Raw genomic sequence first — 24,477 nt, forward strand, 5'->3', positions numbered from 1 at the left:
TCCGGCCAGCGTACCGCCGAGAACCGGTTTAACTGGTACCTTCAGCGCCGGGAACCGGTATAACCAGTTCTCTGTGGTTGTGACGGTACGCACGCCCGCCCAGCAGAGAGGCACCGATGTCCCAGCCTGCCGACCTCACCCGCCAGCAGGGCTCCGCGGAGCACATACCGGCGGCCGCCGCACCGGGCGGGCCGGACGACGCGTCCGCCGGGCCGCCGCGCCGTCTGATCGTGCTGCTGGCCGTGTCCTGCGGCCTCACCGTCGCGAATCTCTACTACGCCCAGCCGCTGCTCAGCGAGTTGCGCCACACCTTCGGGATCTCCTCGGTCACCGCGGGAAGCCTCGTCACCGCCACCCAACTCGGTTACGCGCTCGGGCTGGTGCTGCTGGTCCCGCTCGGCGACGTGCTGGAGAAGCGCCGGCTCGCCACTGTGCTGCTCGCCCTCACCGTCGTCGCCCTGGTCGTCTCCGGTGTCGCGCCCGACTTCCCGGTCCTGGCGATCGCCTCTCTGGTGTCCGGCACCACGCTGGTCGTCACCCAGATCCTCGTGCCGTTCGCCGCGGACCTCGCTCCGGACGAGACACGCGGCCGGGTCGTCGGGCAGGTGATGAGCGGCCTGCTCACCGGCATCCTGCTGTCCCGCACCTTCGGCAGCCTCGTCGCGAACGCCACCAGCTGGCGGGTGGTCTACCTGGTCTCCGCCGGGCTGATGACCGTGCTCACCCTCGTGCTGCGGACCGCGCTGCCGCGCCGGACGCCGGGCAGGGAAGCGGCCTCGCTCACGTACGGCGGGCTGCTGCGGTCCACCGCCCGCATGCTCAAGGTGCACCCGCCGCTGCGGCGCAGGGCGCTGTACCAGGCGGCCATGTTCGGGGCCTTCTCCGTGTTCTGGACCACCATCTCCTTTGTGCTGACCTCGGCGCCCTTCCACTACGCGCAGTGGCAGGTCGGCCTGTTCGCGCTCGCCGGTGCGGGCGGCGCGCTGGCGGCTCCGATCGCCGGGCGCTGGGCGGACCGCGGTCTGGTGCGGCCGATGACCGCGGCGGCCTTCGTCGTCGCCGCGCTGGCGTTCGGCCTCGCGGCGGTCGGCAGGCACCACGTCCTGGCCCTGGGCGCCGCGGCCGTCGTGCTGGACATGGCCGTGCAGACCACGCTCGTGCTCGGGCAGCAGGTCGTCTACCAGCTCGACGGCAGCGCGCGGGCCCGCCTCAACAGCGCCTACATGGCCACCTTCTTCCTGGGCGGCGCGGTGGGCTCCCAGGCCGGGTCGTACGCCTTCCACGCGGGCGGCTGGACCGCCGCGACCGCCTTCGGGGCCGCCCTGCCCGTCCTGGCCCTCCTCGTCTGGGCGACCGAAGGCCGACGTCGCTGAGGCACGTTGCCGGTGCGTCGGCCGCCGCGACGCTCCGGCGGGAGCCCGCCCCCTCGCCCTGCGGGCGGCGGGCATCTCGAACTCCCGGGCGGCATCGGCGGGCACCTCACGGCGCCCTCAGGTCCGGGCGACCACCGCCAGAATCTCCGGCAGCCGGTCCAGCAGCCGTGGCGCTGTCCACCGCAGGCCGAGTGCCGCCACCGCCAGGCCGTACAGCGCCCCGGCCGGCAGGACCGTCCACAGCAGCGCGTGGTGGCCGGTGACGTGCAGGGCGATCGTCAGCACCAGCACGGGCAGGCTCAGCGCGGCGCTGCTCAGGGTGCCGCCGAGGACGTTCAACGCGACGAGACCGCCCTGCCCGGGGGCGGCGTTGGCGAACGGGTTGTCCTGCGGCACCGCGTAGGGGAAGCGGACGCTGGCATAGGCGCCGGTGCCTATCAGCGCGCCGAGGAACGCCAGTGACAGCCCGAGGGTCTCGGGGAGCGCCGCGCTCCGGCCGAGCAGCAGCGCGGCGCCCGTGGTGACCACGACGGTGTACGGCACGGCGATGACGCCGAGCGTCAGCGCCCGCCCGCGCAGCTCCCGCGCCGCGTCCTGACGGGTGGCCACCGTCGCCACGACCGTCCAGAACGCCGAACTGTCCATGCCGAACTGGTTGTACATCTGCACGCCCAGCAGGCCGCCCGCCCACAGGCACTGGTAGATCGAGCCGTGCTGCACCACCGCGACCAGCGGCAGCAGCAGGCCGACCGCCAGGGCCGTCGCCAGCGTCGCCCGGGATCGCGGGTCGCGCCAGAGGTAGCGGAACTGGCGCTCCATCACCGGTGCCGTGCGGCCCGCCACCAGCCGCCGCGGCAGCACCGCCGTCAGTCCACGGGTCTGCCCGGCGCGCCCCTGGGCGGACGCCTTTCGCTCCGCGGCCGCGGACTTCGCCGGTGCGGCCTGGATCGTCGACGCGTCGGGCGCGACCATGAGGCGCACCAGACTGCGGTGCCACCAGAGCAGCACCAGGGCCAGGACGACCACGCCGTAGACCAGTTGGAGGCCCACCAGGCCGTAGGCGCCGCGTGACGCCGATCGCACGGCGTCGATCGCGGGGGCCGGCGGTATCCAGCGCAGTACGCCGGTCAGCGAGGTCAGCTTGTGCAGGCCGCGGTCGGAGGACAGCGCGTTGGCCCCCAGGTTGAGCAGTTGGGCGCCGACGGCCACGACCAGGCCGCTGAGCAGGGCGAGGTCGCGTCCCCTGCGGCTGGTCAGCAGCCGGGTGTTCGCCGCGGCCACGGCCCGGGAGAGGGCCACGCAGGTCACCAGGAGCAGCGCCACCGCGGCCGCCGCCACCACCACCGCCGAGGCGCTGTGGGCGACAGCCACCACCGCGCCGGTCGACACCAGCACCGTGAACAGCGGACCCACGCCGATCAGGGACGACGTCAGCAGGGCGGTGATCAGCGGTCGTGGCCGCAGTGGCAGCATCGTCAGGCGCGTCGGGTCCAGGGTGTCGTCGCCGCCGAAGAAGAACAGCGGCATGACCGCCCACCCCAGCCCCAGCACCAGGGCGACGGTGACCGCCGCGACCGGCGCGTACTGGTTGCCGCGCAGGGCCACCATGCCGGAGCCCATGGCGAGGGCGTACGCCAGGGACATGGCGACGCCCAAGGACCAGCCGATGGTGCGGCCTCGCGACTGGCGCAGGCCGTTGCGGAGCACGGCGAGCTTGAGCCGGACGAAGACCGCGACGACCGACGGCGGACGCCCGGTGCCCGATTCCGGGGGAGCGAGCGAGCCGGCGGCGGTCATCGCGGGCCCCCGCCCAGCCAGTCCAGGTCCTGGCCGCCGCGCCGGTCGGCGCCGACCAGGGACAGGAAGGCGTCCTGGAGGGAGGGCGCCGCGCCCCGCACCTCGGCGAGCGGGCCGTGGGCCACGATCCGGCCGCCGGCCATCACGGCCACCCAGTCGCAGAGGCTCTCCACGAGTTCCATCACGTGCGAGGAGAAGACGACGGTGCCGCCGGTCGCGGTGTAGCGCTCCAGCACGCCGCGGATCACCTGCGCCGACACCGGGTCGACGCCCTCGAACGGCTCGTCCAGGAAGAGCACTTCGGGGTTGTGGAGGAGGGCCGCCGCCAGACCGATCTTCTTGCGCATGCCGGTCGAGTAGTCGACCACGAGCTTGTGCTGGGAGCCCGACAGGTCCAGTACGTTCAGGAGCTGGCCGGTGCGGCGGTCGACCTCGGCGACGGGCAGGCCGCGCAACCGCCCGGTGTAGACGAGCAGTTCGCGGCCGGTCAGCCGCTCGAACAGCCGCAGGCCCTCCGGCAGGACGCCGATCCGGGACTTCACCGCGACCGGGTCCGCCCACACGTCCCGCCCGACGATCTGCACGGCGCCGTCGTCGGGACGCAGCAGTCCGGTGATCATCGACAGCGTCGTGGTCTTGCCCGCGCCGTTCGGCCCGACGAGTCCCACGAAGCGGCCCGACGGGAGTTCCAGATGGATGCCCGCGACCGCCACCTGCTCGCCGAACCGCTTCCACAGCCCGCGCACCCGCACCGCGGGCGGCGGCCCGTCCGCATCCGCCGCGCCGTCGGGGGCCGCCGGGCGGCCGTGGTACGGCTCTAGGCGTGCGGTCTCCCCGCGTGCCCCTTCCTGCGACCGCTCCATGGCGTGCCCCTCTCCCCAGGTCTCCCGCGTCTCCCCGCGCACGTCACATTTCGTACGTACTGCCACCCTAGACGTCGCCACTGACAGTGACGACGGAACTGAGCGGCTCTTGAGGATGACGCCCGCCGGGAGGGGCCGGGAGCCCGGCGCGCGGCCCGTCCGTCCCCGTGCGGCGGACGGGCCGCCCGGGCGGCGGAGTCCCCGGTCAGCGAGCCAGGGCGGGAGCAGCGGCGGTCGGCGAGCCTAGGCGCGCGCGGTGGCCCGGGTGCCTGCGACGTTCCAGACCCCGGCGGCCGCCGCTGGCCCCGGGGCCCCCGCAGCGCGGACGGCGTCCCGCGCCCCCGAGACCTTGGCCCCCGCGGCGTCCCGCCCGCACGCGTACGCCAGCGGGCTCAGCAACTCCTCGGCGTCCGGCAGCCAGCGGTTCATCGCGGTCGGCCTGCGGGCCCACTGCACGCGGCCGCCGGTCCCCATGCGGGTCGGCGGCGCGGCGATCCAGTCGCCCTGGCCGCGCACGACCAGATCGAGGAGTTCCGGCTGCCGCCCGAGCCGGCGGAGCACGTCGGGCACCTTGGGTGTCGCGCCGGGCAGCACGAAGAACACCATGCGGCGGGTGGGCGTGGAGACGACGGGGCCGAGCGGCAGTTCCATCCGCTCCATCCGGGCCAGCGCGAGGAATCCGGCGCTCTCGGGCACGTCGATGGCGTCGAAGGTCCGTCCGGTCGGCAGCAGCACCGAGGCGTGCGGCTGCCGCTGCCACATCCCGCGGACGGCCACGGCGTTGCCGCTCGCCTGCGTCGCCCAGTCCGGGCGGGTGGGATGGGCTCCGGGGGCCGGGCACGCGGCCGAGGAGCACGAGCAGCGCGGCGCCCCGGCGGGCGTCGTCTCCAGCCATGCGCCGGGCAGCACGTCCCAGTTCCGTTCCTCCGCGTAGCGGACCGCGGTGTCCAGCAGTTGGCCGGTGAGCTGGCCCGGAACTCCGATGGTGTCTTCCACGCGCTGCACAACTTCTGCCGCCCGCACGGGTTACGGGCGGGCCGCGCGGGTCATGGCGGGCGCACTGGTGCACTGCCGGGGGCGCGTGCGAGCGGGCGTCGGTGTTCACGGGTAGTCAACATCAAGCGACAAAGTCGCCCGCTGTGGGTGAATTGCCGCCAATATGTGCGTTGTTCCGGCTACGGGCGGGAAGCGACGCCTCGGAGGGACGACGAGGGGGGATCGATGGCCGCACGACCGCTGGTGGCCCGGCAGCCGAACGAACGGCTCCAGGCGCTGATCCAGGAAGCGGGCTGCTCGAACGCCGGACTGGCCCGCAGGGTCAACCTGTGCGGCGCCGAGCACGGCCTTGACCTGCGCTACGACAAGACGTCGGTGGCCCGGTGGCTGCGCGGGCAGCAGCCGCGCGGCCGGGCGCCGGGCATCATCGCGGAGGCGCTGGGCCGCAAACTCGGCCGGGCGGTGTCGATCGACGAGATCGGCATGGCCAACGGCAAGAACCTCGCCACCGGCATCGGCCTCACCTTCGCCCCCACCGTGCCCGCCGCGATCGAGCAGGTCTGCGAGCTGTGGCGCAGCGACGTCGGCCGCCGGGACTTCCTCAGCGGCTCGACGGTCGCCGCCTCCGCGCTGGTCGAGCCCAGCCGCGACTGGCTGATCACCCGGCCCGACCAGGGCGTGGCACGCAGCGGCGGCTCCCGGGTGGGAACGTCGGACGTCGAGGCGGTCAAGGCGACCACCCAGGCGCTCACCGACCTCGACCACCGCTTCGGCAGCGGTCATGTGCGGCCCGTCGTCGTCCACTACCTGAACAGCGTGGTGTCCGGGATGCTGGCCGGCACCTACCGCGAGGCGGTGGGACGTGAACTGTTCTCCGCCGTGGCGCGGTTGACGGAGCTGGCCGGCTACATGGCGGTCGACACCGGCCAACCCGGCCTGGCGCAGCGGTACTACATCCAGGCGCTGCGGCTCGCCCAGGCCGCCGGGGACCGCGGCTACGGCGGCTACATCCTCGCCGCAAGCATGAGCCACCTCGCCGCGTCCCTCGGCAACCCGCGTGAGATCGCCCAACTCGCCCGCGCCGCACAGGAAGGCGCCCGCGGACAGGTGACCGCGACCGTGCAGGCGATGTTCTACGCGGCCGAGGCGCGCGGCCACGCCCTGCTGGGGGACGCCCGCACCTTCGCCACTGTCGCGGGCCACGCGGTCGAGGCCATGGAGCGCTCGGAACCCGAGCGCGACCCGGTGTGGATCGCGCACTTCGACCACGCCTACCTCGCGGACGAACTCGCCCACTGCCACCGGGATCTGGGTCAGGCCGCCGACGCCGCGCGCCGCGCCGAGGAGGCGCTGGCCGTCCATCCCGTCACCCGCTCCCGGCGCCGCGCCATCGACCTGCTGCTGCTCGCCGAGGCGCAGGTGCAGCAGCGCGACCTCGAACAGGCCTGCCACACCGGCGCGCAGGCCGTCGGCCTGCTGTCCGGTCTGCGTTCCGACCGCGGTGCCGAGTACCTGGAGGACTTCCGGCGGCGCCTGGAGCCGTACGCGGGGGAAGCCGTGGTCCGGGAGTTCGACGCCCGGCTGGAGGAACAGGAGGCCGCCTGACCCGGCATCCGTGACGCGGGGAGGCCGTCCCCCGTCGGCCGGCGCACGGCGCCCTGACCAGGCGCGGAGGGCCCTGGCGTCACCACGGAAACCTCACGTGCAGCCCCGCGCCGACCCGGCCGCACGGCGGAACACCGGCGGCTGAGAGCCGCGGCAGGGCCGAAACGGCAGCAACTGGCCCTGAGCACCGAATCGTTACCGGACCGACACGTGGCATCCGCAACCCGCCGAACCCCAGGGCAAAGCCACACCTACCGGGCCGACCGCCGCGTGTCGCCGTCGTCCGCCACTCTGGGCTGCCGCTCACTCGATCGGGTACGTGGTCGCCCCCGGGATTGACCGGGTAGCGTTGGCGACCGGTTGCGACGACAGGCAGATGACACGTAGAGGCAGGAGTAGCGGCGATGCACAGCAACGGACGCGGCGAGGAATCGCCCGAACCGTACCGGGGCGTCGTCCTCCCGCCGGGGCAGAACCAGCCGCCGGCGACGTACGGCGAGCACGTGCAGCCCGCCGCGGGCACCCCCTGGGGCTCCCCGGCCCCCGGCGCCCCGGGCGCACTGCCCTCCGCCCCCGAACCGGCCGACGCCACGCAGATGCTCCCCCCGTACCCCGGCGGCGCACCCGCGCCCGGGGGACACCGGATACCGGGAATGCCGTCCGGCGCGCCGGGCATGCAGCACACGGTGCCGGGGGCCCCCGCCCCCGTGGCGGACGCCACGCAGATGCTCCCGCCGTACCCGGGCGGCGAGCCCATGGCGCCGTCGCAGCAGGCGCAGATGCACGCCGGAGGACCCCAGAGCGGGATGCCGCCGGTCCCTCCGGTGCCGCCGCAGCAGCCCGCCCACGCACCCTTCCTGCCGCCCACACAGGGCGCGCACGGCGGCCCGCAGGCCCATCAGGCCGAGGCGCCGGCGGAGGCCACCCAGGCCATGCCGCTGTCGATCTTCCAGGACCAGGATCCCGAACCGGCCCAGTACGGCGGCGCGCCCTACGGCCAGGGCGGCTACGGCCAGGAGCCGGGCTACGACCAGGGCTACGGCGCCCCTCAGGACGACCAGCAGTCCGGCGTCCAGCACGACAGCGACTACGACCACCTCTTCCGCAACGACGTGCCCAGCCCGGCGCCGATGCGGCCGCACATCATCCAGCCGCACGACCGCCAGCAGCCCCCGCAGCCCTTCGCGCAGGGCGGTGGCCCGCAGGGCCCCGGCTACGCCCCCCAGGGCGGCTACGAGCAGCCCTACGGCTACGACGAGGGTGACGGCGGCCGCCGCAAGATGTCGCCCAAGGTGCTCATCGGCATCGTGGTGGCGGGCTGCGTCGTGGCCGGCCTGGTGGTCGGCGGTCTGCTCAACAGCGGCGGCAGCGCCAGCGCCGACAACGCCGGCGGCCAGCACTCCACGGCCGCGGGCACCCCGAGCACGTCCGCCGGCGGCAACTCCTCCGGCACCGACGACGCGGCGAAGCAGCAGGCCCAGGCCCTGGACGCGCTGCTCAAGACCAGCGGCAGCAGCCGCACCTCGGTCGTCAACGCGGTGGAGTCGATCAAGAACTGCAACAACCTCGACGGTGCCGCGACCGACCTGCGCTCTGCGGCGGGCCAGCGCAACGGCCTGGTGACGCAGCTCGGCGCCCTGGCCGTCGACAAGCTGCCCGACCACGCCGACCTCACGGACGCGCTCACCCAGGCCTGGCACGCCTCGGCCGCCGCCGACGGCCACTACGCGAACTGGGCCGGCCAGGCCAAGAACGACCACAAGGTCTGCAAGGGCGGGCACGCGCACAGCACCAACGAGCTGCAGGCGGCCAACCGCGAGAGCGGTACGGCCACCGAGCAGAAGAAGCGGGCGGTGCGGCTCTGGAACGCCATCGCGCGCAAGTACGGTCTCACCGAGCGCCAGTACAGCCAGCTCTGAGCGGGCGCGGCGCGGAGCAGCCGGGTCGGGACGGGTCGAGGCCTGATCCGGCGGATCCGCGGCGAAGTCGGGGGTTCCCGGCGGGAGCCGCGGATGCATGACGAAGGGCGCCCGGACTTCCGGGCGCCCTTCGTCATGCCGGGACACGGGATGCGGGCGTGCCCCGCGCCGCGCTGTGGCGTGCGGTGCCGTGCCGCGCTGTGCCGTGCCTGCCTCAGCCTCCGCTGCGGCTGTTCCGCGTCAGCGTCGCGTTCAGGTCGATGAAGCCGGGCCGGGCCGCCACCAGGCGCCCGTTGCGGACCTGCTGATACGTGACCTTGGTGTTCACCAGCCGGGAGTAACCCGGGACGATGCCGTGCAGGTCCTGGTCGGTCCACCCCAGCGGCGGGGTGAGCCCGCCGGTCGACAGGTTCGTCGTGTGGTCCATCGCCTTCTCCAGAACAAGGCGGCTCAGCGACGACTTGCCCTTGATCGCCGAGATCACCTCGTCCAGGACGGTGTAGGCGATCCACGTGGTCTGGGGCCCCGGGTCGTCCACGTCGATCCGGTCGTCGCCGAAGGCGTACTTGGCGACCGCGGCTTTCATCCCGTTCCACTGGGGGTCGCTCGACGGCGGGTACCAGCCGGTGACGTACGCGTTCTCCAGCGGGCTGTTCGCGCCGCCCGTCGAGTCGACCAGCGACTGCGTGACGCTGCCCAGCACCGACGACACCCGGACCTTCGCGGGCTTGTCGCCGACGTGCCGCAGCGAGTCGAAGAAGGTGCTCGTGTGGTCGCCGAGGACGGCCGAGACGCAGTCCGAGGACTTGTTGCGGCCGACCGCCTGCTCGGCGGTCGCGGTGTACTCGGTGGCCGTGTCCGGGGTTCGCAGGTCCTTCGCGTCGGAGCTGCCGCCCGCGCGCAGCCCGTCGTCGATGAAGGACGGGAACTGGTCACCGGTCGTGGTGTCCGGCCGGACCAGCGTCACCCTGGAGCACAGATCGGCGAGCTGCCGCCCGTTGCCGGCCAGCAGGGCGGGCAGCCCGCCGTTGATCGGGTAGGACTCGATGCTCTGGAACTCGTCCTGGGTGATGCCGTAGCCGCCGATGTACGGGATGTCGTAGGTCTCCAGCGCGGAGACGAAGTCCGCGCCCTGCTCGCTGTACGAGCCCACGACGGCGACCGCGCCGGCGTCGTTGGCCTCCTGCGCACAGGTGCGCACACCGATGATCGTGTCGTGCTCGTTGCAGGTCAGGACCTTGAGCTTGCGGCCGCCGAGGCCGCCGCGGTCGTTGGCGTACTTCTCGTAGACCTGGGCCATGGCGAGCATGCCGTCCATGTTGGTGCCGTTCGTCCCCACGGGCGCCCACGTCATGACGACCACGGGGCCCGGAGAGCCCCCCGTGCCCCCCGGAAGCACCCCGCAGCCACTGATCAGCGCTGATGCGGCGAGAAGGGCGGCGGCGGCCCGAAGGGTCCCGCGCACACGCTGTTCAGTCATGTCTCCGGAAGATTCCGCCTACTTCCCAACATGAGGGTGACCGCGAGAGAACGAGCAGTCACTTTCAGGTGAATTACAGGTGCCGCTGTTCGATTGCGTACGATCGGGCATCGTGCAAGGTTCGGAGAACTCTTCCCGTCGCGCCCGCCGCTCCTCCACGATGGGAGGCATGCCGCTCAACGACATGCCGTGGTGGCGCTGGCGCAGCAATGTGCGCTCCGCGCTGCACATGATCAGCGACCCGGTCTTCCAGCGTGACGTCTGGCGCGCCGGCCTCCCCGGGTACGGGGACATCACCGACGCCGTGTACCGGATCGTCGAGGACACCTGGCTCGACAACTGGTCGGCCGAGAAGTACGTGGGCACGATCTTCCGCGACTCCCAGGAGGCCGCCCTCGTCGACGTCGCCGTGCTGCGGGTGCTCAAGATCCTGCACCAGGTCGGCGCCGACGCCCAGGTCGACGCCTACCTCGACCACCCGGCCTGGCCGGAGGCGGTGCGCGCGGCCCGCGAGGCGCACGTCCGGATGGCCACCGCCGACGGTGAGGACCCGGACGCCCCGCCGCGGACGCTCGAGGTGCTGGCGATCCTCAACCGGACCGCCTGACCGTCCAGCGGCCGTCCTGACCGTCCAGCGGCCGTCCTGACCGTCGCGCCGGTCGAGGTGACCGTCGCCCGGACCGTCCGACGCCCGCCAGGCGCGGATCCCGGGGCCCCGTCCGCGTGCCGGACAGCCCTGCCCGGGCCGAGCCGTCTGTGCGAGGCTGGCGCTGTGAACGAACAGCCGTCGCCCGCCGCCGAGGCCTCCGCGCCGCCGCAGCCGCCGCAGCCGCACCCGGAGTACGTGCTCACGCTGTCGTGCCCCGACAAGCAGGGCATCGTGCACGCCGTCTCCAGCTACCTGTTCATGACCGGCTGCAACATCGTCGACAGCCAGCAGTTCGGCGACCGCGACACCGGCCTGTTCTTCATGCGCGTGCACTTCTCCGCCGAGCCCGCGGTCACCGCGGACAAACTCCGCGCGAGCTTCGCCGCGGTCGGCGGCGCCTACCAGATGGAGTGGCGGATCCACCCCTCCGAGGAGCGCATGCGCATCGTGCTCCTGGTCAGCAAGTTCGGGCACTGCCTCAACGACCTGCTGTTCCGCGGCAGCATCGGCGCGCTGCCCGTCGAGATCGCCGCCGTCGTCTCCAACCACACCGACTTCCGTGACCTGGTGGCCTCCTACGGCGTGCCCTTCCACCACATCCCCGTCACCCGGGAGACGAAGGCCGAGGCCGAGGCGCAGCTGCTCCAGCTCGTGGAGAAGGAGGGCGTGGAACTGGTCGTCCTCGCCCGCTACATGCAGGTGCTCTCCGACGACCTGTGCACCAAGCTGTCCGGGCGGATCATCAACATCCACCACTCCTTCCTGCCGAGCTTCAAGGGCGCCAAGCCGTACCACCAGGCGCACGCCCGCGGGGTCAAGCTCATCGGCGCGACCGCGCACTACGTGACGGCCGACCTCGACGAGGGCCCGATCATCGAGCAGGAGGTCGAGCGCGTCGGCCACGAGGTCACGCCCGAACAGCTCGTCGCCATCGGCCGGGACGTGGAGTGCCAGGCGCTGGCCCGCGCGGTGAAGTGGCACAGCGAGCACCGGGTGCTGCTCAACGGGCACCGCACCGTCGTCTTCGCCTGAGGCGCCACCGCGGGTCCGGCGGCGGAACGTTTCGGCTCAGGTCTCAGGTCTCAGGTCTCGGGTCTCAGAGCCCAGGTCTCAGGGATCTGAGTTCCGAGTTCGGAGCCTCAGAGCCGGGACAGCGACGCCGCCGCGTACAGCACGTCGTAGATGGCCGTGCGGTCGCCGACCTTGCCGGCCGCCGCGTGCTCCGGCTGCAGATGACCTGCGGCGAGCTGGCAGAACTCCTGCCCGTCCATGGCCACATGCGCGACCTCGCCCTCGGGGGAGGCCGCCGCTCCCGGCGAGTCCAGCGGCAGGTACCAGTTGCCGCCGCCGTCGCCCTCGATCTCCAGCCGCAGCGACCGCCCGGGAGCCCCGGCCGGCAGCAACTGCGACGGCGGCTCGGCCAGGCCCGATCTGCGCCGGTCGGCGAGCGCCGACGGCAGCAGACGCGCGGCCAGGTCGATCATGCGGTTGAGATGGCGCGGCGCGGGCGGCTCGTACGGGTAGTCCACCGCGTCGGCGATGTCCCCCGCGTGGAGCCAGCACTCGAAGGCGCGGTCGAGGAAGGCGTCGTGCAGGGGCAGGGCGAACGGTCCGTAGTCCACGTCGATCTCGGACGCGCCGGATCCGGCGAACGAGACGGTACGGACCAGGTGGTGGCTCTGCTCGCGCCACAGCGACCGCAGGGTCGCACCCGGCAGGTGCTTCTGGCCCGACCAGTGGGCCTCGGTGCGCTGCCCGGGTTCGATGGGCAGTTCGGCGTCACCCCGGGCCCGCCAGAACCGGGCCCTGGCCGTCAGACCGCCGGACCCGCCGGAGCCGCCGGGAGCGTCCGCGAACGGCACCGGACCACCGGCGCTCGGCCCGGGGAGACCTATGGTCCTCGCCACCAGGCTGTCCACGGCGGTGAGATGGGCGATCACCTGGCCCACCGTGAACTGCCGGGACACCGGCACCTCGTCGAACCAGCGCATCTCGACCGGCGTCGACCAGTACCCGTCGCCGAGATCGCGCAAAAGGGCGTCGAGCCGGGCCGCCTCGGCGTCGTAGGGACCCGCCCACTCCGGTACGGGGATGCGTGCCGGACGCCGCCCGAGGCAGCCCTCCAGCACCCGGGCCCGCAGCAGGGGATCGAGGTCGAGGCTCTCCTCCTGGTGCAGCAGGCCGACCGCGTCGCGCAGGCGCAGCGCCTCCTCCGCGCAGCTCGCGCAGTCGGTCAGATGCACCTCGACGGCGAGCGACTCGTCGGACGAACAGGCCGACAACGCCCAGGCGCCGAGGAGGGACTTGAGGGTGGCGTGGTCGTAGTGCGGCAGGGCGGAGGCCGAGGACGGGGCGGGGGCGGAGTGCGGCTCTCCGGCCGGGAGGCGCGCCGGATCGCCCAGCGGGCCGCGTTGGGCCGGCTCGCCCTGCGGTCCGCGCTGCTCGCGCTGGAACGGCACACGAGGCGTGTCGTCGCCATCACCGCGGCCGTTGCCGTCGCCGCCGTCGTGGTAGGCCGGGCCGCTCACTGCAGTCCCCGGGGCGGACGGGTGTTCAGCGGGTGCGCCGGCTGGTCGGCGGGCTCCATCGCCGTCGACAGCATCTGCAGGCCCAGCCGCAGCCGGCGGCGGGCCTCGTCCTCGCTCACACCGAGGCCGGCGGCCGCGGTGCGGTAGTCGAGCCGTTCGCGGTAGGCGAGTTCGAGCGCGGCCCGCAGCGGGGCGGGCATCGAGGTGACGATGAAGTCGGCGCGGGCGGCGGTGTTCGCCTCGCGGACCCGCGCCTCCACCTCGGCGGCCGTGGAGCGCCCGCGGTGCTCGTACTGCCGCAGCTGGGACACCGCGTGGCGCTGAGTGAGCGAGGCGATCCACGACCGCAGCGAGCCGAACTTGGGGTCGTAGGCGTCCGGGTTCTCCCAGATGTATCCGAACACCTCACGCGTGATCAGGTCGGCCGCCTCTTCGTCGTCCATCACGCGGTGGGCCAGGCTGTGCACGAGGGAGGCGTAACGGTCGTAGAGCTCGGCGAGTGCGGCCTCCTCGCCGCGCGCCAGCCGCTGCTGCATCTTGCGGTCCCAGCGCGGTGGTGCGGGTGTCGCCATCTCCCGGCCCCTTCGCCTCGTCCCACCTCGTCGTCCGTCCCGCTCTCCTCACGCCGGCCCGGTACCGGCCGTGACCGGTCGTGCAAGCGGTCGGGCGCGCTCCGCACCGACGTTACCGGCCGTCTGCGACGGCGTGCGCCGGTTTGCACCAACCTGTTGCCGATCGCGACCGCTTTTGGCGCTCTGTTATGCGGGTGTGACCGCAGGAGGGCGGAGTTACGACTGAGAACGGGCATAGGGTCGTGGTGATGACGGGATGGAAGTCGACGGCAAGGCGAGGTGGGAACCCGTGCTCGTGACCCAGACCGAGCAGGACGGCTGGGTGGTGGTGACGGTCACAGGCGAGATGGACCTGATCTCTTCGCCCGCGGTCCGGCAGAAGGTGCACGACGCGGTGGCCGACGGGCAGCGCAGCCTCGTGCTGGACCTCGGCGACGTGCGGTTCTGCGATTCCAGCGGCGTGGGCGTGCTCATCGGCGCGCGCCGTCTGATGCGGTCCTGCGCGGGCCGGCTGCGGGTCGTGCTGCCCGAGCAGGGCGAGCCCGGCCCCACGGGTGGGGCGCACGTCAACCGGGTGCTGGCCGCGCTGGGCGTGCGCCGGCTCTTCGACGTCTTCCCCGACCTCACCGCGGCCACCGACGACACGGCACGGCCGCTGTCGGCCTGAGCCGCCGGCCTCGCGACCCCCTTCCAGGTCCGCTTCTCCCTCTTCCGGGCCCGCTCCCCCCTCAGTCCTCGGCGAGGGCGGCCGTACGGACCGCGTAGCCGCCCAGCGACGGTTCGAGCCGCGCGAACGCCGCGCGGGCGGTCACTCCCAGCGCGCCGAACACCTCCTCCTTCGACGCTCCCCGCCGCACCCCTCGCTGCGCCTCGGTGAACAGCAGTCGCAGCACCGTGCTCAACTGGGCCGCCGCATGCCGGGGCGTGAACGCGTCCGGATCCTCTCCCGCGCCCTCCGCGACGACCACCGACAGGGCCTGTTCCTGGTGGTCGAACAACTCCCGCAGCCGGGCGCGCAGGACCGGGCTGTCGTCGATCAGCCGCGTGAAGCCGGGCCTGGTCCAGCCGAGCAGTGGATCGTGCCGCTCGACGGCGGCCAGGTAGTCGCGGCGCACCGCGTCCAGCGCGGACTCGCCCGCACGCCGGGCGGCCACCGCGCGGGCCGGCCCGGTGATCACCTCCTCGTGCATGTCGAAGAAGAGGTCCTCCTTGCGCGGGAAGTAGTTCGTGACCGTCATCTTCGACACTCCCGCGGCCTCCGCGACATCGGCGATCGTCGTCCGCTCGAAGCCGCGCTCCATGAAGAGCACGGTGGCGGCGTCGGTGATCGTCCGGCGCGTCTGCTGCTTCTTGAGCTCGCGGAGTTGGGCCATGAGGACCACTTTAGTGGGTCGGACCTAAAAAAGTGCTTGACCCGAATCTGGGTTCGACATAAATTTATGTCGAGGCAAGAAAGTGAGGCAAGAACCGGTGGTTGTCGGCCGCCGGGACACGAGCGGGCCGAGACCGGCCCAGGAAGGAGGTCCCTCATGGTGCTGCGGATCATGGCGGTCCACGCCCACCCCGACGACGAGTCGAGCAAGGGTGCGGCCACGCTGGCTCACTACGCCGCCCAGGGCGCCGAGGTGACCGTCGTGACCTGTACGGGCGGCGAGCGGGGAGAGGTGCTCAACCCGCTGCTGGACACCCCGGAGATCCGGGCTGACCTGCCCGCGGTGCGGCGTCGGGAAATGGCCGCGGCCGCGGCCGTGCTCGGGGTGCGCCACCGGTTCCTGGGCTTCGTCGACTCCGGACTGATGGGGGAGGGTGAGCCGCTGCCCGAGGGCTGCTTCGCCCGCCAGGAGGTGCCGGTCGCGGCGGTGGGCCTGGTGGCCGTCATGCGCGAACTCCGCCCACACGTGGTGATCACCTACGACCCGTCCGGCGGCTATCCTCACCCCGACCACGTCCAGACCCATCGCGTCACGCTCGCGGCGTTCGACGCCGCCGGGGACGCGGCGGCCTGCCCGGAAGCCGGGCCGGCCTGGCGGCCGGACAAGCTCTACTACCTGGTGGCCTTCTCGCGGGCCTGGTTCGAGACCCTGCACCGGGGGATGGTCGCCGAGGGCATCCCATCGGCGATGGGCGCCGTCCTCGACGCATGGCCGGACTGGGCTCCCGACCTCACGCCCACCACCCGCATCGAGTGCGCCGAGCATTTCGCCACCCGGGACCGGGCGTTCCGGGCCCACGCCACCCAGGCGGCCCCCGACAACCCGTTCTTCTCCCATCCGCGCGATCTCGAACGCCGGTTGTGGCCGACCGAGGACTACGTCCTGGCTCGGTCCATAGGCCCGGCGCGCCTGCCCGAGAACAACCTCTTCGACGGCATCGAGGAGTGACGCCACTATGACCTCATGGTTCAGATCACCTTCATCCAGGGCGACATCACCGAGCAGCACGTGGACGCCATCGTCAACGCGGCCAACTCCTCCCTGCTGGGCGGCGGCGGGGTCGATGGGGCCATCCACCGCAAGGGCGGCCCCGAGATCCTCGCCGCCTGCCGCGACCTGCGGGCCGGCCACTACGGCTCCGGGCTGCCCACCGGGCAGGCGGTCGCGACCACCGCAGGGCGGCTCCCGGCGCGGTGGGTGATCCACACCGTCGGACCGGTCTGGCAGGCGCAGGAGGACCGATCGGCGCTGCTCGCCTCCTGCTACCGGGAGTCCCTGCGGGTCGCGGACGAGCTGGGTGCGAGCAGCGTGGCCTTCCCCGCCATCTCCACGGGCGTCTACGGCTGGCCGATGGACGACGGCGCGCGCATCGCCGTGCAGACCGTGCGGGCGGCCGACACCGCCGTGGGCGAGGTGCGCTTCGTCCTCTTCGGTTCGGACGCATATGAGGCTTTCGCCGCTCAACAGTGACGCCTGCTTGCCACGCATGACCCGGTTACGGAGCGTCCGCACGGTGTTGTGTCCGATGCGTGACTTGTTACGCGGTGGAGTCGGGGCGGTCCTCGGGTACGCTCCATCGGGTGCGCGTGCGTTCAGGGAACTTCCAAGGCGCCGCCCGGCCAGGCCGGGTGGGCGTCATGCCTGGGCGCGCAGTCCCTTGTCGAATGCGCCGCACAGTATGCAACATGCCTACGCCATCGCGCTGGAATATGCCCGAAGCGCTTGTTGGGGTGACCGTGGGTCAATCATGCTGGGTGACGCCGAGGTCACGCTCGGTGATCTTGCGCAGGCGTGAGGCGACGTGTCCGCCGGTTCGGATGGTGTGAACAGTGCAAGTGCTTCAGGTGCAACTGGAGGTCGGCGTCGACCCCGCGGAAGTGGGGCGGGCACGTCGATGGGCGCGTTCGCGGCTGGCGGGTTCCGGTATAGGAGCGGACGAGCCGGTCGCCGAGACCTTGATCCTCCTCATCTCTGAGCTGGTCACCAACGCCGTGGTGCACACCGGTTGCCCGGCCGTGCTCCGCATGCTGTTCCCGACCGCGCCGGCCGCCCCGGTCCGCGTGGAGGTCGCCGACACCAGCATGAGCCCGCCCGCCCCGCGGCATGCCCAGCGGGACGAGACCGGTGGCCGCGGCCTGGAGTTGGTGGACGGTCTCGCCGACCGCTGGGGCTGGCACCCCGAGGGCGCCGGCAAGCAGATCTGGTGCGAGGTCGACCGCAGCGTCGTCCTCACCTGAGAGTTCATGTGAGGCCCTGAGCGCGCCACCTGTGCGGGCTGCGCGACGGGGTCGACGGTCAGGCGTGTGCGGCGGCCGTCTGGAACGTCCTGCGGTAGGCCGTGGGTGAGACGCCGAGAACCGCCTGCAGGTGCTGGCGCATGGACGCGGCTGTGCCGAACCCCGCCTGGCGGGCCACCTGGTCGACGCTGAGGTCCGTCGACTCCAGCAACTGCCGGGCGTGCTCGATGCGTTGCTGGATGAGCCATTGCCCGGGGCTGAGCCCGACCTCCTCGCGGAAGCGGCGTGTGAAGGTGCGCACGCTCATCGACTCCCGTTCGGCCATGGCCCGCAGGGACAACGGCTGGTCGAGCCGGTCCAGCGCCCAGGCCCGGGCCCGTTCGGTACTGGCCAGTTGGGGCTCGGGAAGCGGACGGCGCACGTACTGGGCCTGACCGCCCTCGCGATGCGGTGGCACCACGGTCCGCCGGGCGACGTTGTTGGCGACCGCGGTGCCGAAGTCGCGGCGGACGATATGCAGGCACAGGTCGATGCCGGCGGCCACGCCCGCCGAGGTCAGCACGTCCCCGTCGTCGACGTAGAGCACGTCCGGGTCGACCTGGATCCTGGGGAAGAGCCGCTGGAAGTGGTCCGCGCTGGACCAGTGGGTGGTGGCCGGGCGGCCGTCGAGCAGACCGGCCGCGGCGAGCAGGAAGGAGCCGGTGCAGATCGACACGCATCGGGTGCCCGGCCGGATGGCGGCGAACGCCTCGGCGAGCGGTGCGGTGAGCCTGCCCTCGTCGTAGACCGGGCCCAGTTCGTGGGAGGCGGGCACGATGACGGTGTCGGCCTCCGCGAGGGCGGCCAGGCCGTTTTCGACCACGATCGGGAAGTCCGCGTCGGTGCGGACCGCGCCGGGCCGCAGGCTGCACGTCACGACCTCGTAGAGCGGGGAGCGGTCGTCCGGGTTCTCGGCGGCGCCGAAGATCCGCAGCGGGATGCCGAGTTCGAAGGGGATGACCCCGTCCAGGGCGAAGACGGCCACGCGGTGCCGGCCCGGGAGGCGGAACACCGGTGACGTCCCCAGGCCGGACGCGGTGGACTGCTCAGGAGCCATGGCCCGATTCTTGCACACCATGGCCCTCCGGCCACTCGTCGTGCCGGACGGATGTCCGGAGACTGACGGGGTGACGCAGACTTCCCCGCCTCCCGCGCCGGTCACCGGTGACACGCCCAGCCCCCAGGCCCTCCGCCGTCCTCGGCTGCGGGTGCACCGGGCCTGGACGGTCGCCGTCGTCACGTTCGTGACGCTGGTCGGCTCCGCCGCTTTCGCCTCCCTCCCCGGACTGCTGATCGACCCGCTGCACACCGAGTTCGGGTGGTCGCGCGGCATGATCGGGTTCGCCGTCTCGGTGAACCTGGCGCTGTACGGCCTCACCGCACCGTTCGCCGCCGCGCTGATGGACCGCTTCGGCATCCGCAAGGTGGTGGCCTGTGCGCTGGTCACCATCGCCGTCGGCTCCGGGCTCACCGTGTGGATGACCCAGAGCTGGCAACTCGTGCTGTGCTGGGGCCTGCTGGTGGGCCTGGGCAGCGGCTCGATGGCGCTGGCGTTCGCCGCGACCGTCACCAACCGCTGGTTCGTCGCCCGGCGCGGCCTGGTCACCGGGATCCTCACCGCCGGTGGCGCGGCGGGGCAACTGGTGTTCCTGCCGCTGCTGTCGTGGATCACCGAGCACCACGGCTGGCGCCCGGCCGCGGCGACCGTGTCGCTGGCCGCCGTCGCGGTCGTGCCGTTCGTCTGGTTCCTGCTGCGCGACCACCCCGCCGACGTGGGCCTCGCACCCTATGGCGCACCGGAGTTCGTGCCGAAGCCGCCCCCCGCCACCGGGGCCGCGCTGCGCGCGCTCGGCGTCCTGCGCGACGCGAGCCGCACCGGTACCTTCTGGCTCCTCGCGGGCACCTTCGCCATCTGCGGGGCGTCCACCAACGGCCTGGTGAAGACCCACTTCGTGCCCGCCGCGCACGACCACGGGCTGCCGGTGACCACCGCCGCGTCCCTGCTCGCCGTCATCGGTGTCTTCGACATCGCGGGCACGGTCGCCTCGGGCTGGTTCACCGACCGGATCTCCCCGCGGCGGCTGCTCGCGATCTACTACGGCCTGCGCGGCCTGTCGTTGATGTTCCTCCCCATGCTGCTCGCGGACACCATCCACCCGCCGATGGTGCTGTTCATCGTCTTCTACGGTCTGGACTGGGTGGCCACCGTGCCGCCGACCATCGCCCTGTGCCGTGAGCACTACGGCGAGAGCAGCGCGATCGTCTTCGGCTGGGTGCTCGCGTCCCATCAGATCGGCGCCGCGCTGGTGGCCTACCTCGGCGGCGTCGCCCGTGACTCGCTCGGTTCGTATGACGTCGTCTGGTACACCTCCGGTGCGCTGTGCGGGATCGCCGCACTCATGTCCCTGGTCATCCGCCGCCGGCCGGTCGCCGTCCCGGTCATCGCGGTTGCCGGGTGAACGCACCGGAAAACACCGGTTGTTCCGGGTTCGGCCTGTTGTCACCCGCGCGGGTGACAACAGGCCGAACCCGTCCTTACCCGTCCTTGAGGAAGACGGCAGGCCGGGCGGCGGATCAGGCGGCCGGCCGGACGGCGCCCCGGGATGCCGAGCGGGCGATCCGCCGGGCGTCGATGGCCATTTCGCGGAACATGCCGCTGATCGGGTTCGTGAAGCCCGTGAAGTAGAGGCCGGGCGCCCCCGGAGGCGTCCGGGCGCCGTGCGCCACCGGACGGCCGCGGCCGTCGAGCACGCCGAGGTGGCCGACCAGCGCTTCCAGCCCTCGGCGGTATCCGGTCGCGGCGATGACGACCTCGGGGCTGATGTCCGAGCCGTCGGCGAGGCGGACCTTGTCGCCGTCGAACGCCTCGACCGCGGCCACCGGTTCGACCTTGCGGGACCGCACGGCGTCCACGATGCCGACGTCCTGCACCGGGATCGCCCCGTCCAGCACCCGGGCGTACAGGCCGGTCTCCGGCCGCGGCAGCCCGAACTCCGCGAGGTCCGGCACGCTCATCCGCTCGATGTAGGGGGCCAGGCGGTCGACCAGGCCGGTGGGCAGCCGGCGGCACAGGATTCCGCTGGCCTGTGCGGGCCAGCCCGCGGTCGAACGGCGCATGATGTGCGGCGGGGTGCGGACCGCCAGCCTGACCCGGGAGGCTCCGCCCTCCACCAGGTCGACCGCGATCTCGGCGCCGGTGTTGCCGACGCCCACCACCAGCACGTCCCGTCCGGCGTAGGGCGTCGCGTTCCGGTACTCGGCCGCGTGCAGAAGATCGCCGGAGAAGGTGTTTCGTCCCGTCCAGTCGGGTATGTACGGCGTGTGGTTGTGGCCGGTGGCCACCACGACCACGGGGGAGGAGAGCACCCTTCCGCCGGTCGCGGGCAGTTCCCAGCCTGCGCCCGCACGTTCCACGCGCGTGACCTCGATGCCGGTCGCCACGTCGAGGTCGTGGTGCTCGGCGTACTGCTCGAGATAGCGCACCACGTCGTCGCGCCCCACCCACCGTCCGTACGCGCGCGGGATCGGCAGCCCCGGCAGCGCGGACAGCCGGCGTGTGGTGTGCAGGTGCAGCCGGTCGTAGTGGCCGCGCCAGGAGGCGCCAAGTCGTTCGGCGCGTTCCAGGACGAGGGGGCGCAGGCCGCGTTCCTGCAGCGCGGCCGCCGCGGCGAGACCGCCGGGCCCGGCGCCTATGACAAGTGCGTCGGGTATCGCCCTGGTGGCGGCACCCTGGTCGGCGGGCGTGGGGTCGGCCATGGTGGAACTCCCGGAACCTGAGAAGACCTTGTCGAGAACTGGTGGTGGTGTATCGGAAGTTAACAGGTCAGCCGGAGCGCATGGCGCTGCGGTACAGCGCGAGGGCCTCATCGCCGAGGAACGGGCTGTAGGAGACGCGGTCTGTGGTACCGCCGCCGTCGAGGCCGCCGATCAGCCCGATGACGGTGCCGCTCCTGGTGCGGGTGGTGTAGTCGAGCATCCAGGGACTGCCCGAGGTGCCGCTGTAGAAGCCCTCGCAGTCCATCTGCAACTGCCTTTCGCCCTCCAGGCGCCCGGTCGTCGTCGTGCAGGTGACGGCCTGGTCGGTGGGGTCGTCTGCGCTGTGCGGATAGCCGATCACGGTGACGCGGTTGCGGTAACCCGGCGTGTGCGCGAGCCGGTTGGCGCCGGTCAGGTCCTCCAGTCGCTGTCCGTTGGGGCCGGGGCGCACGGTGGCGAAGGCGAAGTCGTAGTCGGAGGCCGCGTCGTCGTCGGGGCTCCACCGCGGGTCGGTGAACTCCCGGTCCACCGCCCAGATCCCGTAGGGCTGCCGTGCCGTGCCCGAGCGGTAGTCGGGCACGAAGCCCAGGTGCGAACCGCCCTCGCAGTGGGCGGCGGTGAGGATCAGGTCGCGCGCGGGGCTGTGCACGACGCTCGCCGTGCAGAAGTGCGCCGCCAGGTCGCTGCCGACGGAGAAGAGCATGCCGACGGTCGGGATGCCGTCGAAGTGCACGGCCGAGCCGATGGTGGTCATCGGGCCGTCGGCGTCCGCGGGGCCGACCGGGTCGCCGGGGTCGGGCGGCGGCCCGGAGTCCGGCATGGAGTCCGCCATGCGCTCGGGCGTCCAGAACCGCGACGCGGCGCTGTTCGTCCACGCCTGGGCCGACGCCAGGTGGGCGTCGCCGGGCAGCAGCGCGGCGGCCACCGCGAGCACGACGGTGCACATGGCGGGGAGCAGCAGCCGGCGGATCACGGATGCCCGCTCAGCGGCGCTTGCGCAGCAGGGCCACGGCGCTCAGCGACTGTGTGACCGAGACGACGGACAGCAGGACGTACAGCACCCGGCGCAGGGTGTCGGGGTGCGACCACCACTGGGCGCTGATCCAGACCGGCAGCAGCAGGGCCCAGACGATGGCGTAGGCGCGCAGCTGCGTGGTCGAGGAGTCGGGGCCCGGGGACAGGAAGCGGGACAGCGTGCTGCGCTGCGGCCTGCCCGGCGTCGGACTGCTGGTCATGCCGCTCATCATGCCCGCCCCGCGGGGATACGTCGCCTGTATGACCTGCGCGGCGTCCCTTGACGGGCGGACTGGCGCGGACGGGCGCGGACAGGCCCGGACAGGCGCGGGGACGTTGGCCGTACGGCTGCCTGGGGCAGCCGGGGCGTGCGGTGCGGAGTGTGGCTGTGCTGCGCGTGCGGTGCGGGGTCTGCCCGGTCTCTTCGGCCCCGCCCGGTGTTACTTGGCGGGCTTCTTGCCCGTGACGCCGAGGTGGACCAGCAGCGCCAGGCTCGGCTTCAGGTCGGACTGCTTCACTCCGGTTCCGCTGAAACCTTTCTGGTGGGCGGCGACGGCGGCCATCATCGCCACCAGCGAGCCCGCGACGGCCGGTGCGCTGACGTCCTTGTCCACCCGTCCCTTGGCCTGGAGCTCCTTGACCGACTCGGTGAGGGAGCCGCTCACCGCGTTGAGGATCCGGGTGCGGATCCTGTTGAACCGCTTGTCCCCCTCGGCGGCGCCCAGGTCGACGACGCGCAGGATCGCGTCGTGCTTGCGCCAGAAGGAGAGGAAGCCGTCCACCAGGTCGTCCGCGGTCTGGGCGCCCGCCTTGCCGACCCAGGAGCGCCCGGCGACCAGATCGGTCAGACCGGCTCCCTCCTTGGCCATCTCGTCGGCGAGCTCCAGCACAGCGCCCTCGACGTCAGGGAAGTACTGGTAGAAGGTCGCCGGGGAGGTGCCCGCCATCCGGGCCACGTCGATCACCTTGACATCGCGGTACGGCGACGTGCTGAGCATCTCGCCGAGGCAGTCGAGCAGCTTCTGCCGCGTGGCCTGCCCGCGGCGGCCTGCCACACGGCCGTCGACGGTGCGAACTTGTCCTGTCATGCCGTCAGTTTACCGGCGGGTGATCAGCGCGCGATCTGACGGCGTACAAATGGGGAGGCATCGCCTCCACTTGATGAACCCGCAGTTCAGAGCCGTGTTTCCGGCGCGATTCGCGGCTTTTGCCGGCTGTCCGGAATGGTATGAACGGGGGAATTGCGCGCGGCGCTGGCGCGTCCTGCGGGCCTCCCGTGCCGAGCCCGGAAGAATTGACCATATGTTCGAATAGAAGTCCGTGCAGTGATCTGGCTCACTGGCTAGCGTGACACTCCAGGACAGCAGCACTTCGGACGTACGGGAGAGGACCGACATGTCCGCATTCAGTGAAGGCGCCCCCTGCTGGGCCGACGCCTCCCTGCCCGACCTGGAGGCCGGACGCCGCTTCTACGGCGAACTGCTCGGCTGGACGTTCCAGGACGCCGGCGAGGAGTTCGGCCACTACACGATGGCGATGCGCGACGGGAAGAACGTCGCCGCGATCATGCCGAAGATGGACCCCTCGATGCCCACCGCCTGGAGCGTCTACCTGGCCACCGAGGACGCCGCCAAGGCCACCGCGAGGATCCGTGAGGCAGGCGGCCAGGTCGTCTTCGGCCCGGACGTCGTCGGCGACGTCGGCACCATGGCCGGCGCGGTCGACCCCGGCGGCTCCTTCTTCGGTCTCTGGCAGCCCCAGACCCACCCGGGCTTCGGCCTGGTCAACGAGCCCGGCGCGTTCTGCTGGGCCGAGAACCACACCCGTGACGCCGCGTCGGCCGACCCCTTCTACGAGTCGGTGTTCGGCTACCGCGGCCGGCAGATCGGCGACGGCACCCACTTCGACTACAAGGTGTGGAGCGTCGCCGGGCACGACGACCCCGTGGCGGCCCGGATGCGGCGCGACGACCTGCCCACCGACACCCCGTCCGCGTACCGCGTCTACTTCGTCGTCCCGGACTGCGACGCCGCGGCCGGCACGGTACGCGGCCTCGGCGGCCAGGTCCTCCAGGAACCGCAGGACTCACCGTTCGGGCGCACGGCGGTCGTCACCGACGACCAGGGCGCGAACTTCGCGATCATCGACGTCACCCGCACCGTCGGCGCGCCTCCCGGCCAGTAGCCGCGGCCGCCCTCGCGCCCCGGCCCGATCCC

22 protein-coding genes and 1 pseudogene are annotated in these 24,477 nt (G+C 72.5%); 11 read left to right on the forward strand and 12 right to left on the reverse strand.

Annotated features, from left to right (window positions below):
- Positions 1 to 116: 116 nt before the first annotated feature.
- Positions 117 to 1,373, forward strand: coding sequence for an MFS transporter (locus K7862_RS03430; protein ID WP_222960450.1), 1,257 nt, complete (start codon positions 117 to 119; stop codon positions 1,371 to 1,373).
- Between the two features lie 117 nt (positions 1,374 to 1,490).
- Here the strand turns inward: K7862_RS03430 and K7862_RS03435 are convergent, their stop codons facing one another.
- From K7862_RS03435 to K7862_RS03445, 3 genes and pseudogenes are all read right to left on the reverse strand, one after another.
- A complete protein-coding gene (locus K7862_RS03435) occupies positions 1,491 to 3,170 on the reverse strand; it encodes a transporter (RefSeq protein WP_222960453.1) in 1,680 nt (559 codons plus the stop codon).
- Positions 3,167 to 4,033, reverse strand: a complete 867-nt coding sequence (locus K7862_RS03440; protein ID WP_222960862.1) for an ABC transporter ATP-binding protein — start codon at positions 4,031 to 4,033, stop codon at positions 3,167 to 3,169. The genes K7862_RS03435 and K7862_RS03440 overlap by 4 nt, the downstream gene beginning before the upstream one ends.
- A 360-nt stretch (positions 4,034 to 4,393) precedes the next feature.
- Positions 4,394 to 5,029, reverse strand: a pseudogene (locus K7862_RS03445) (bifunctional DNA primase/polymerase); the annotation flags it as partial.
- A 225-nt stretch (positions 5,030 to 5,254) separates the two neighbouring features.
- On the opposite strand from K7862_RS03445, the gene K7862_RS03450 reads away from it, so the two are divergent.
- A complete protein-coding gene (locus K7862_RS03450) occupies positions 5,255 to 6,634 on the forward strand; it encodes an NsdA family TPR-like regulatory protein (protein ID WP_222960457.1) in 1,380 nt (459 codons plus the stop codon).
- Between the two features lie 404 nt (positions 6,635 to 7,038).
- Positions 7,039 to 8,553, forward strand: coding sequence for a hypothetical protein (locus K7862_RS03455; protein ID WP_222960459.1), 1,515 nt, complete (start codon positions 7,039 to 7,041; stop codon positions 8,551 to 8,553).
- 214 nt (positions 8,554 to 8,767) lie between these two features.
- Here the strand turns inward: K7862_RS03455 and K7862_RS03460 are convergent, their stop codons facing one another.
- Positions 8,768 to 9,907: an ABC transporter substrate-binding protein gene (locus K7862_RS03460; RefSeq protein ID WP_262412609.1), complete on the reverse strand. Its 1,140-nt coding sequence runs from the start codon at positions 9,905 to 9,907 to the stop codon at positions 8,768 to 8,770.
- 286 nt (positions 9,908 to 10,193) lie between these two features.
- On the opposite strand from K7862_RS03460, the gene K7862_RS03465 reads away from it, so the two are divergent.
- A complete protein-coding gene (locus tag K7862_RS03465; RefSeq protein ID WP_222960864.1) occupies positions 10,194 to 10,640 on the forward strand; it encodes an SCO4402 family protein in 447 nt (148 codons plus the stop codon).
- A gap of 165 nt (positions 10,641 to 10,805) precedes the next feature.
- Complete coding sequence (purU, locus tag K7862_RS03470) at positions 10,806 to 11,714, forward strand: formyltetrahydrofolate deformylase (protein ID WP_222960464.1); 909 nt, start codon at positions 10,806 to 10,808, stop codon at positions 11,712 to 11,714.
- 107 nt (positions 11,715 to 11,821) lie between these two features.
- Here purU and K7862_RS03475 read toward each other — a convergent pair whose 3' ends face one another.
- Entirely contained in the window at positions 11,822 to 13,210 is a 1,389-nt protein-coding gene (locus K7862_RS03475) for a maleylpyruvate isomerase N-terminal domain-containing protein (protein WP_222960467.1), read from the reverse strand.
- The gene (locus K7862_RS03480; protein WP_222960469.1) at positions 13,207 to 13,782 is read right to left on the reverse strand and encodes an RNA polymerase sigma factor; all 576 of its coding nucleotides are present in this window, start codon (positions 13,780 to 13,782) and stop codon (positions 13,207 to 13,209) included. The genes K7862_RS03475 and K7862_RS03480 overlap by 4 nt, the downstream gene beginning before the upstream one ends.
- Positions 13,783 to 14,077: 295 nt before the next feature.
- Here K7862_RS03480 and K7862_RS03485 point away from each other — a divergent pair, with 295 nt between their 5' ends.
- Positions 14,078 to 14,449 (forward strand): STAS domain-containing protein, encoded by a 372-nt coding sequence (locus K7862_RS03485; protein ID WP_372461498.1) that lies wholly within the window; start codon positions 14,078 to 14,080, stop codon positions 14,447 to 14,449.
- Positions 14,450 to 14,510: 61 nt separating this feature from the next.
- Here the strand turns inward: K7862_RS03485 and K7862_RS03490 are convergent, their stop codons facing one another.
- Positions 14,511 to 15,155 (reverse strand): TetR/AcrR family transcriptional regulator, encoded by a 645-nt coding sequence (locus K7862_RS03490; protein ID WP_222960473.1) that lies wholly within the window; start codon positions 15,153 to 15,155, stop codon positions 14,511 to 14,513.
- A gap of 156 nt (positions 15,156 to 15,311) precedes the next feature.
- Here K7862_RS03490 and mca point away from each other — a divergent pair, with 156 nt between their 5' ends.
- The 3 genes from mca (at position 15,312) to K7862_RS03505 (ending at position 17,452) form a co-directional block, all read left to right on the forward strand.
- On the forward strand, positions 15,312 to 16,163 hold the full coding sequence (gene mca / locus K7862_RS03495) for a mycothiol conjugate amidase Mca (RefSeq protein WP_262412610.1): 852 nt from the start codon (positions 15,312 to 15,314) through the stop codon (positions 16,161 to 16,163).
- 15 nt (positions 16,164 to 16,178) lie between these two features.
- Complete coding sequence (locus tag K7862_RS03500) at positions 16,179 to 16,685, forward strand: O-acetyl-ADP-ribose deacetylase (RefSeq protein WP_222960474.1); 507 nt, start codon at positions 16,179 to 16,181, stop codon at positions 16,683 to 16,685.
- A gap of 359 nt (positions 16,686 to 17,044) precedes the next feature.
- Positions 17,045 to 17,452 carry an ATP-binding protein gene (locus K7862_RS03505; protein WP_222960475.1) on the forward strand — a complete coding sequence of 136 codons (408 nt, stop codon included), beginning with the start codon at positions 17,045 to 17,047 and terminating at the stop codon, positions 17,450 to 17,452.
- A 58-nt stretch (positions 17,453 to 17,510) separates the two neighbouring features.
- On the opposite strand, the gene K7862_RS03510 is transcribed toward K7862_RS03505, so the two are convergent.
- Positions 17,511 to 18,548: a GlxA family transcriptional regulator gene (locus K7862_RS03510; protein ID WP_222960476.1), complete on the reverse strand. Its 1,038-nt coding sequence runs from the start codon at positions 18,546 to 18,548 to the stop codon at positions 17,511 to 17,513.
- Between the two features lie 70 nt (positions 18,549 to 18,618).
- On the opposite strand from K7862_RS03510, the gene K7862_RS03515 reads away from it, so the two are divergent.
- Positions 18,619 to 19,950 (forward strand): MFS transporter, encoded by a 1,332-nt coding sequence (locus K7862_RS03515; protein WP_372461494.1) that lies wholly within the window; start codon positions 18,619 to 18,621, stop codon positions 19,948 to 19,950.
- A 115-nt stretch (positions 19,951 to 20,065) separates the two neighbouring features.
- Here K7862_RS03515 and K7862_RS03520 read toward each other — a convergent pair whose 3' ends face one another.
- The 4 genes from K7862_RS03520 to K7862_RS03535 all read right to left on the reverse strand — a co-directional run bounded on the left by K7862_RS03520 (position 20,066) and on the right by K7862_RS03535 (position 23,349).
- Complete coding sequence (locus K7862_RS03520; RefSeq protein ID WP_222960482.1) at positions 20,066 to 21,247, reverse strand: flavin-containing monooxygenase; 1,182 nt, start codon at positions 21,245 to 21,247, stop codon at positions 20,066 to 20,068.
- A 67-nt stretch (positions 21,248 to 21,314) separates the two neighbouring features.
- Entirely contained in the window at positions 21,315 to 22,220 is a 906-nt protein-coding gene (locus tag K7862_RS03525) for a trypsin-like serine peptidase (RefSeq protein ID WP_222960484.1), read from the reverse strand.
- A 10-nt stretch (positions 22,221 to 22,230) separates the two neighbouring features.
- Positions 22,231 to 22,482, reverse strand: coding sequence for a hypothetical protein (locus K7862_RS03530; protein ID WP_222960486.1), 252 nt, complete (start codon positions 22,480 to 22,482; stop codon positions 22,231 to 22,233).
- 219 nt (positions 22,483 to 22,701) lie between these two features.
- Complete coding sequence (locus K7862_RS03535) at positions 22,702 to 23,349, reverse strand: TetR family transcriptional regulator (RefSeq protein ID WP_222960488.1); 648 nt, start codon at positions 23,347 to 23,349, stop codon at positions 22,702 to 22,704.
- 307 nt (positions 23,350 to 23,656) lie between these two features.
- Here K7862_RS03535 and K7862_RS03540 point away from each other — a divergent pair, with 307 nt between their 5' ends.
- The gene (locus K7862_RS03540) at positions 23,657 to 24,445 is read left to right on the forward strand and encodes a VOC family protein (protein ID WP_222960491.1); all 789 of its coding nucleotides are present in this window, start codon (positions 23,657 to 23,659) and stop codon (positions 24,443 to 24,445) included.
- Positions 24,446 to 24,477: the final 32 nt, after the last annotated feature.

The sequence above is a fragment of the Actinacidiphila acidipaludis genome (assembly GCF_019890725.1).
Classification (GTDB): Bacteria; Actinomycetota; Actinomycetes; order Streptomycetales; family Streptomycetaceae; genus Actinacidiphila; species Actinacidiphila acidipaludis.

Coding starts and splice junctions, on each gene's coding strand:
- K7862_RS03430 (WP_222960450.1), top strand. CDS start 117: ATGTCCCAGCCTGCCGACCTCACCCGCCAGCAGGGCTCCGCGGAGCAC.
- K7862_RS03435 (WP_222960453.1), bottom strand. CDS start 3,170: ATGACCGCCGCCGGCTCGCTCGCTCCCCCGGAATCGGGCACCGGGCGT.
- K7862_RS03440 (WP_222960862.1), bottom strand. CDS start 4,033: ATGGAGCGGTCGCAGGAAGGGGCACGCGGGGAGACCGCACGCCTAGAG.
- K7862_RS03450 (WP_222960457.1), top strand. CDS start 5,255: ATGGCCGCACGACCGCTGGTGGCCCGGCAGCCGAACGAACGGCTCCAG.
- K7862_RS03455 (WP_222960459.1), top strand. CDS start 7,039: ATGCACAGCAACGGACGCGGCGAGGAATCGCCCGAACCGTACCGGGGC.
- K7862_RS03460 (WP_262412609.1), bottom strand. CDS start 9,907: ATGACGTGGGCGCCCGTGGGGACGAACGGCACCAACATGGACGGCATG.
- K7862_RS03465 (WP_222960864.1), top strand. CDS start 10,194: ATGGGAGGCATGCCGCTCAACGACATGCCGTGGTGGCGCTGGCGCAGC.
- K7862_RS03480 (WP_222960469.1), bottom strand. CDS start 13,782: ATGGCGACACCCGCACCACCGCGCTGGGACCGCAAGATGCAGCAGCGG.
- K7862_RS03490 (WP_222960473.1), bottom strand. CDS start 15,155: ATGGCCCAACTCCGCGAGCTCAAGAAGCAGCAGACGCGCCGGACGATC.
- mca (WP_262412610.1), top strand. CDS start 15,312: ATGGTGCTGCGGATCATGGCGGTCCACGCCCACCCCGACGACGAGTCG.
- K7862_RS03500 (WP_222960474.1), top strand. CDS start 16,179: ATGGTTCAGATCACCTTCATCCAGGGCGACATCACCGAGCAGCACGTG.
- K7862_RS03510 (WP_222960476.1), bottom strand. CDS start 18,548: ATGGCTCCTGAGCAGTCCACCGCGTCCGGCCTGGGGACGTCACCGGTG.
- K7862_RS03520 (WP_222960482.1), bottom strand. CDS start 21,247: ATGGCCGACCCCACGCCCGCCGACCAGGGTGCCGCCACCAGGGCGATA.
- K7862_RS03530 (WP_222960486.1), bottom strand. CDS start 22,482: ATGACCAGCAGTCCGACGCCGGGCAGGCCGCAGCGCAGCACGCTGTCC.
- K7862_RS03535 (WP_222960488.1), bottom strand. CDS start 23,349: ATGACAGGACAAGTTCGCACCGTCGACGGCCGTGTGGCAGGCCGCCGC.
- K7862_RS03540 (WP_222960491.1), top strand. CDS start 23,657: ATGTCCGCATTCAGTGAAGGCGCCCCCTGCTGGGCCGACGCCTCCCTG.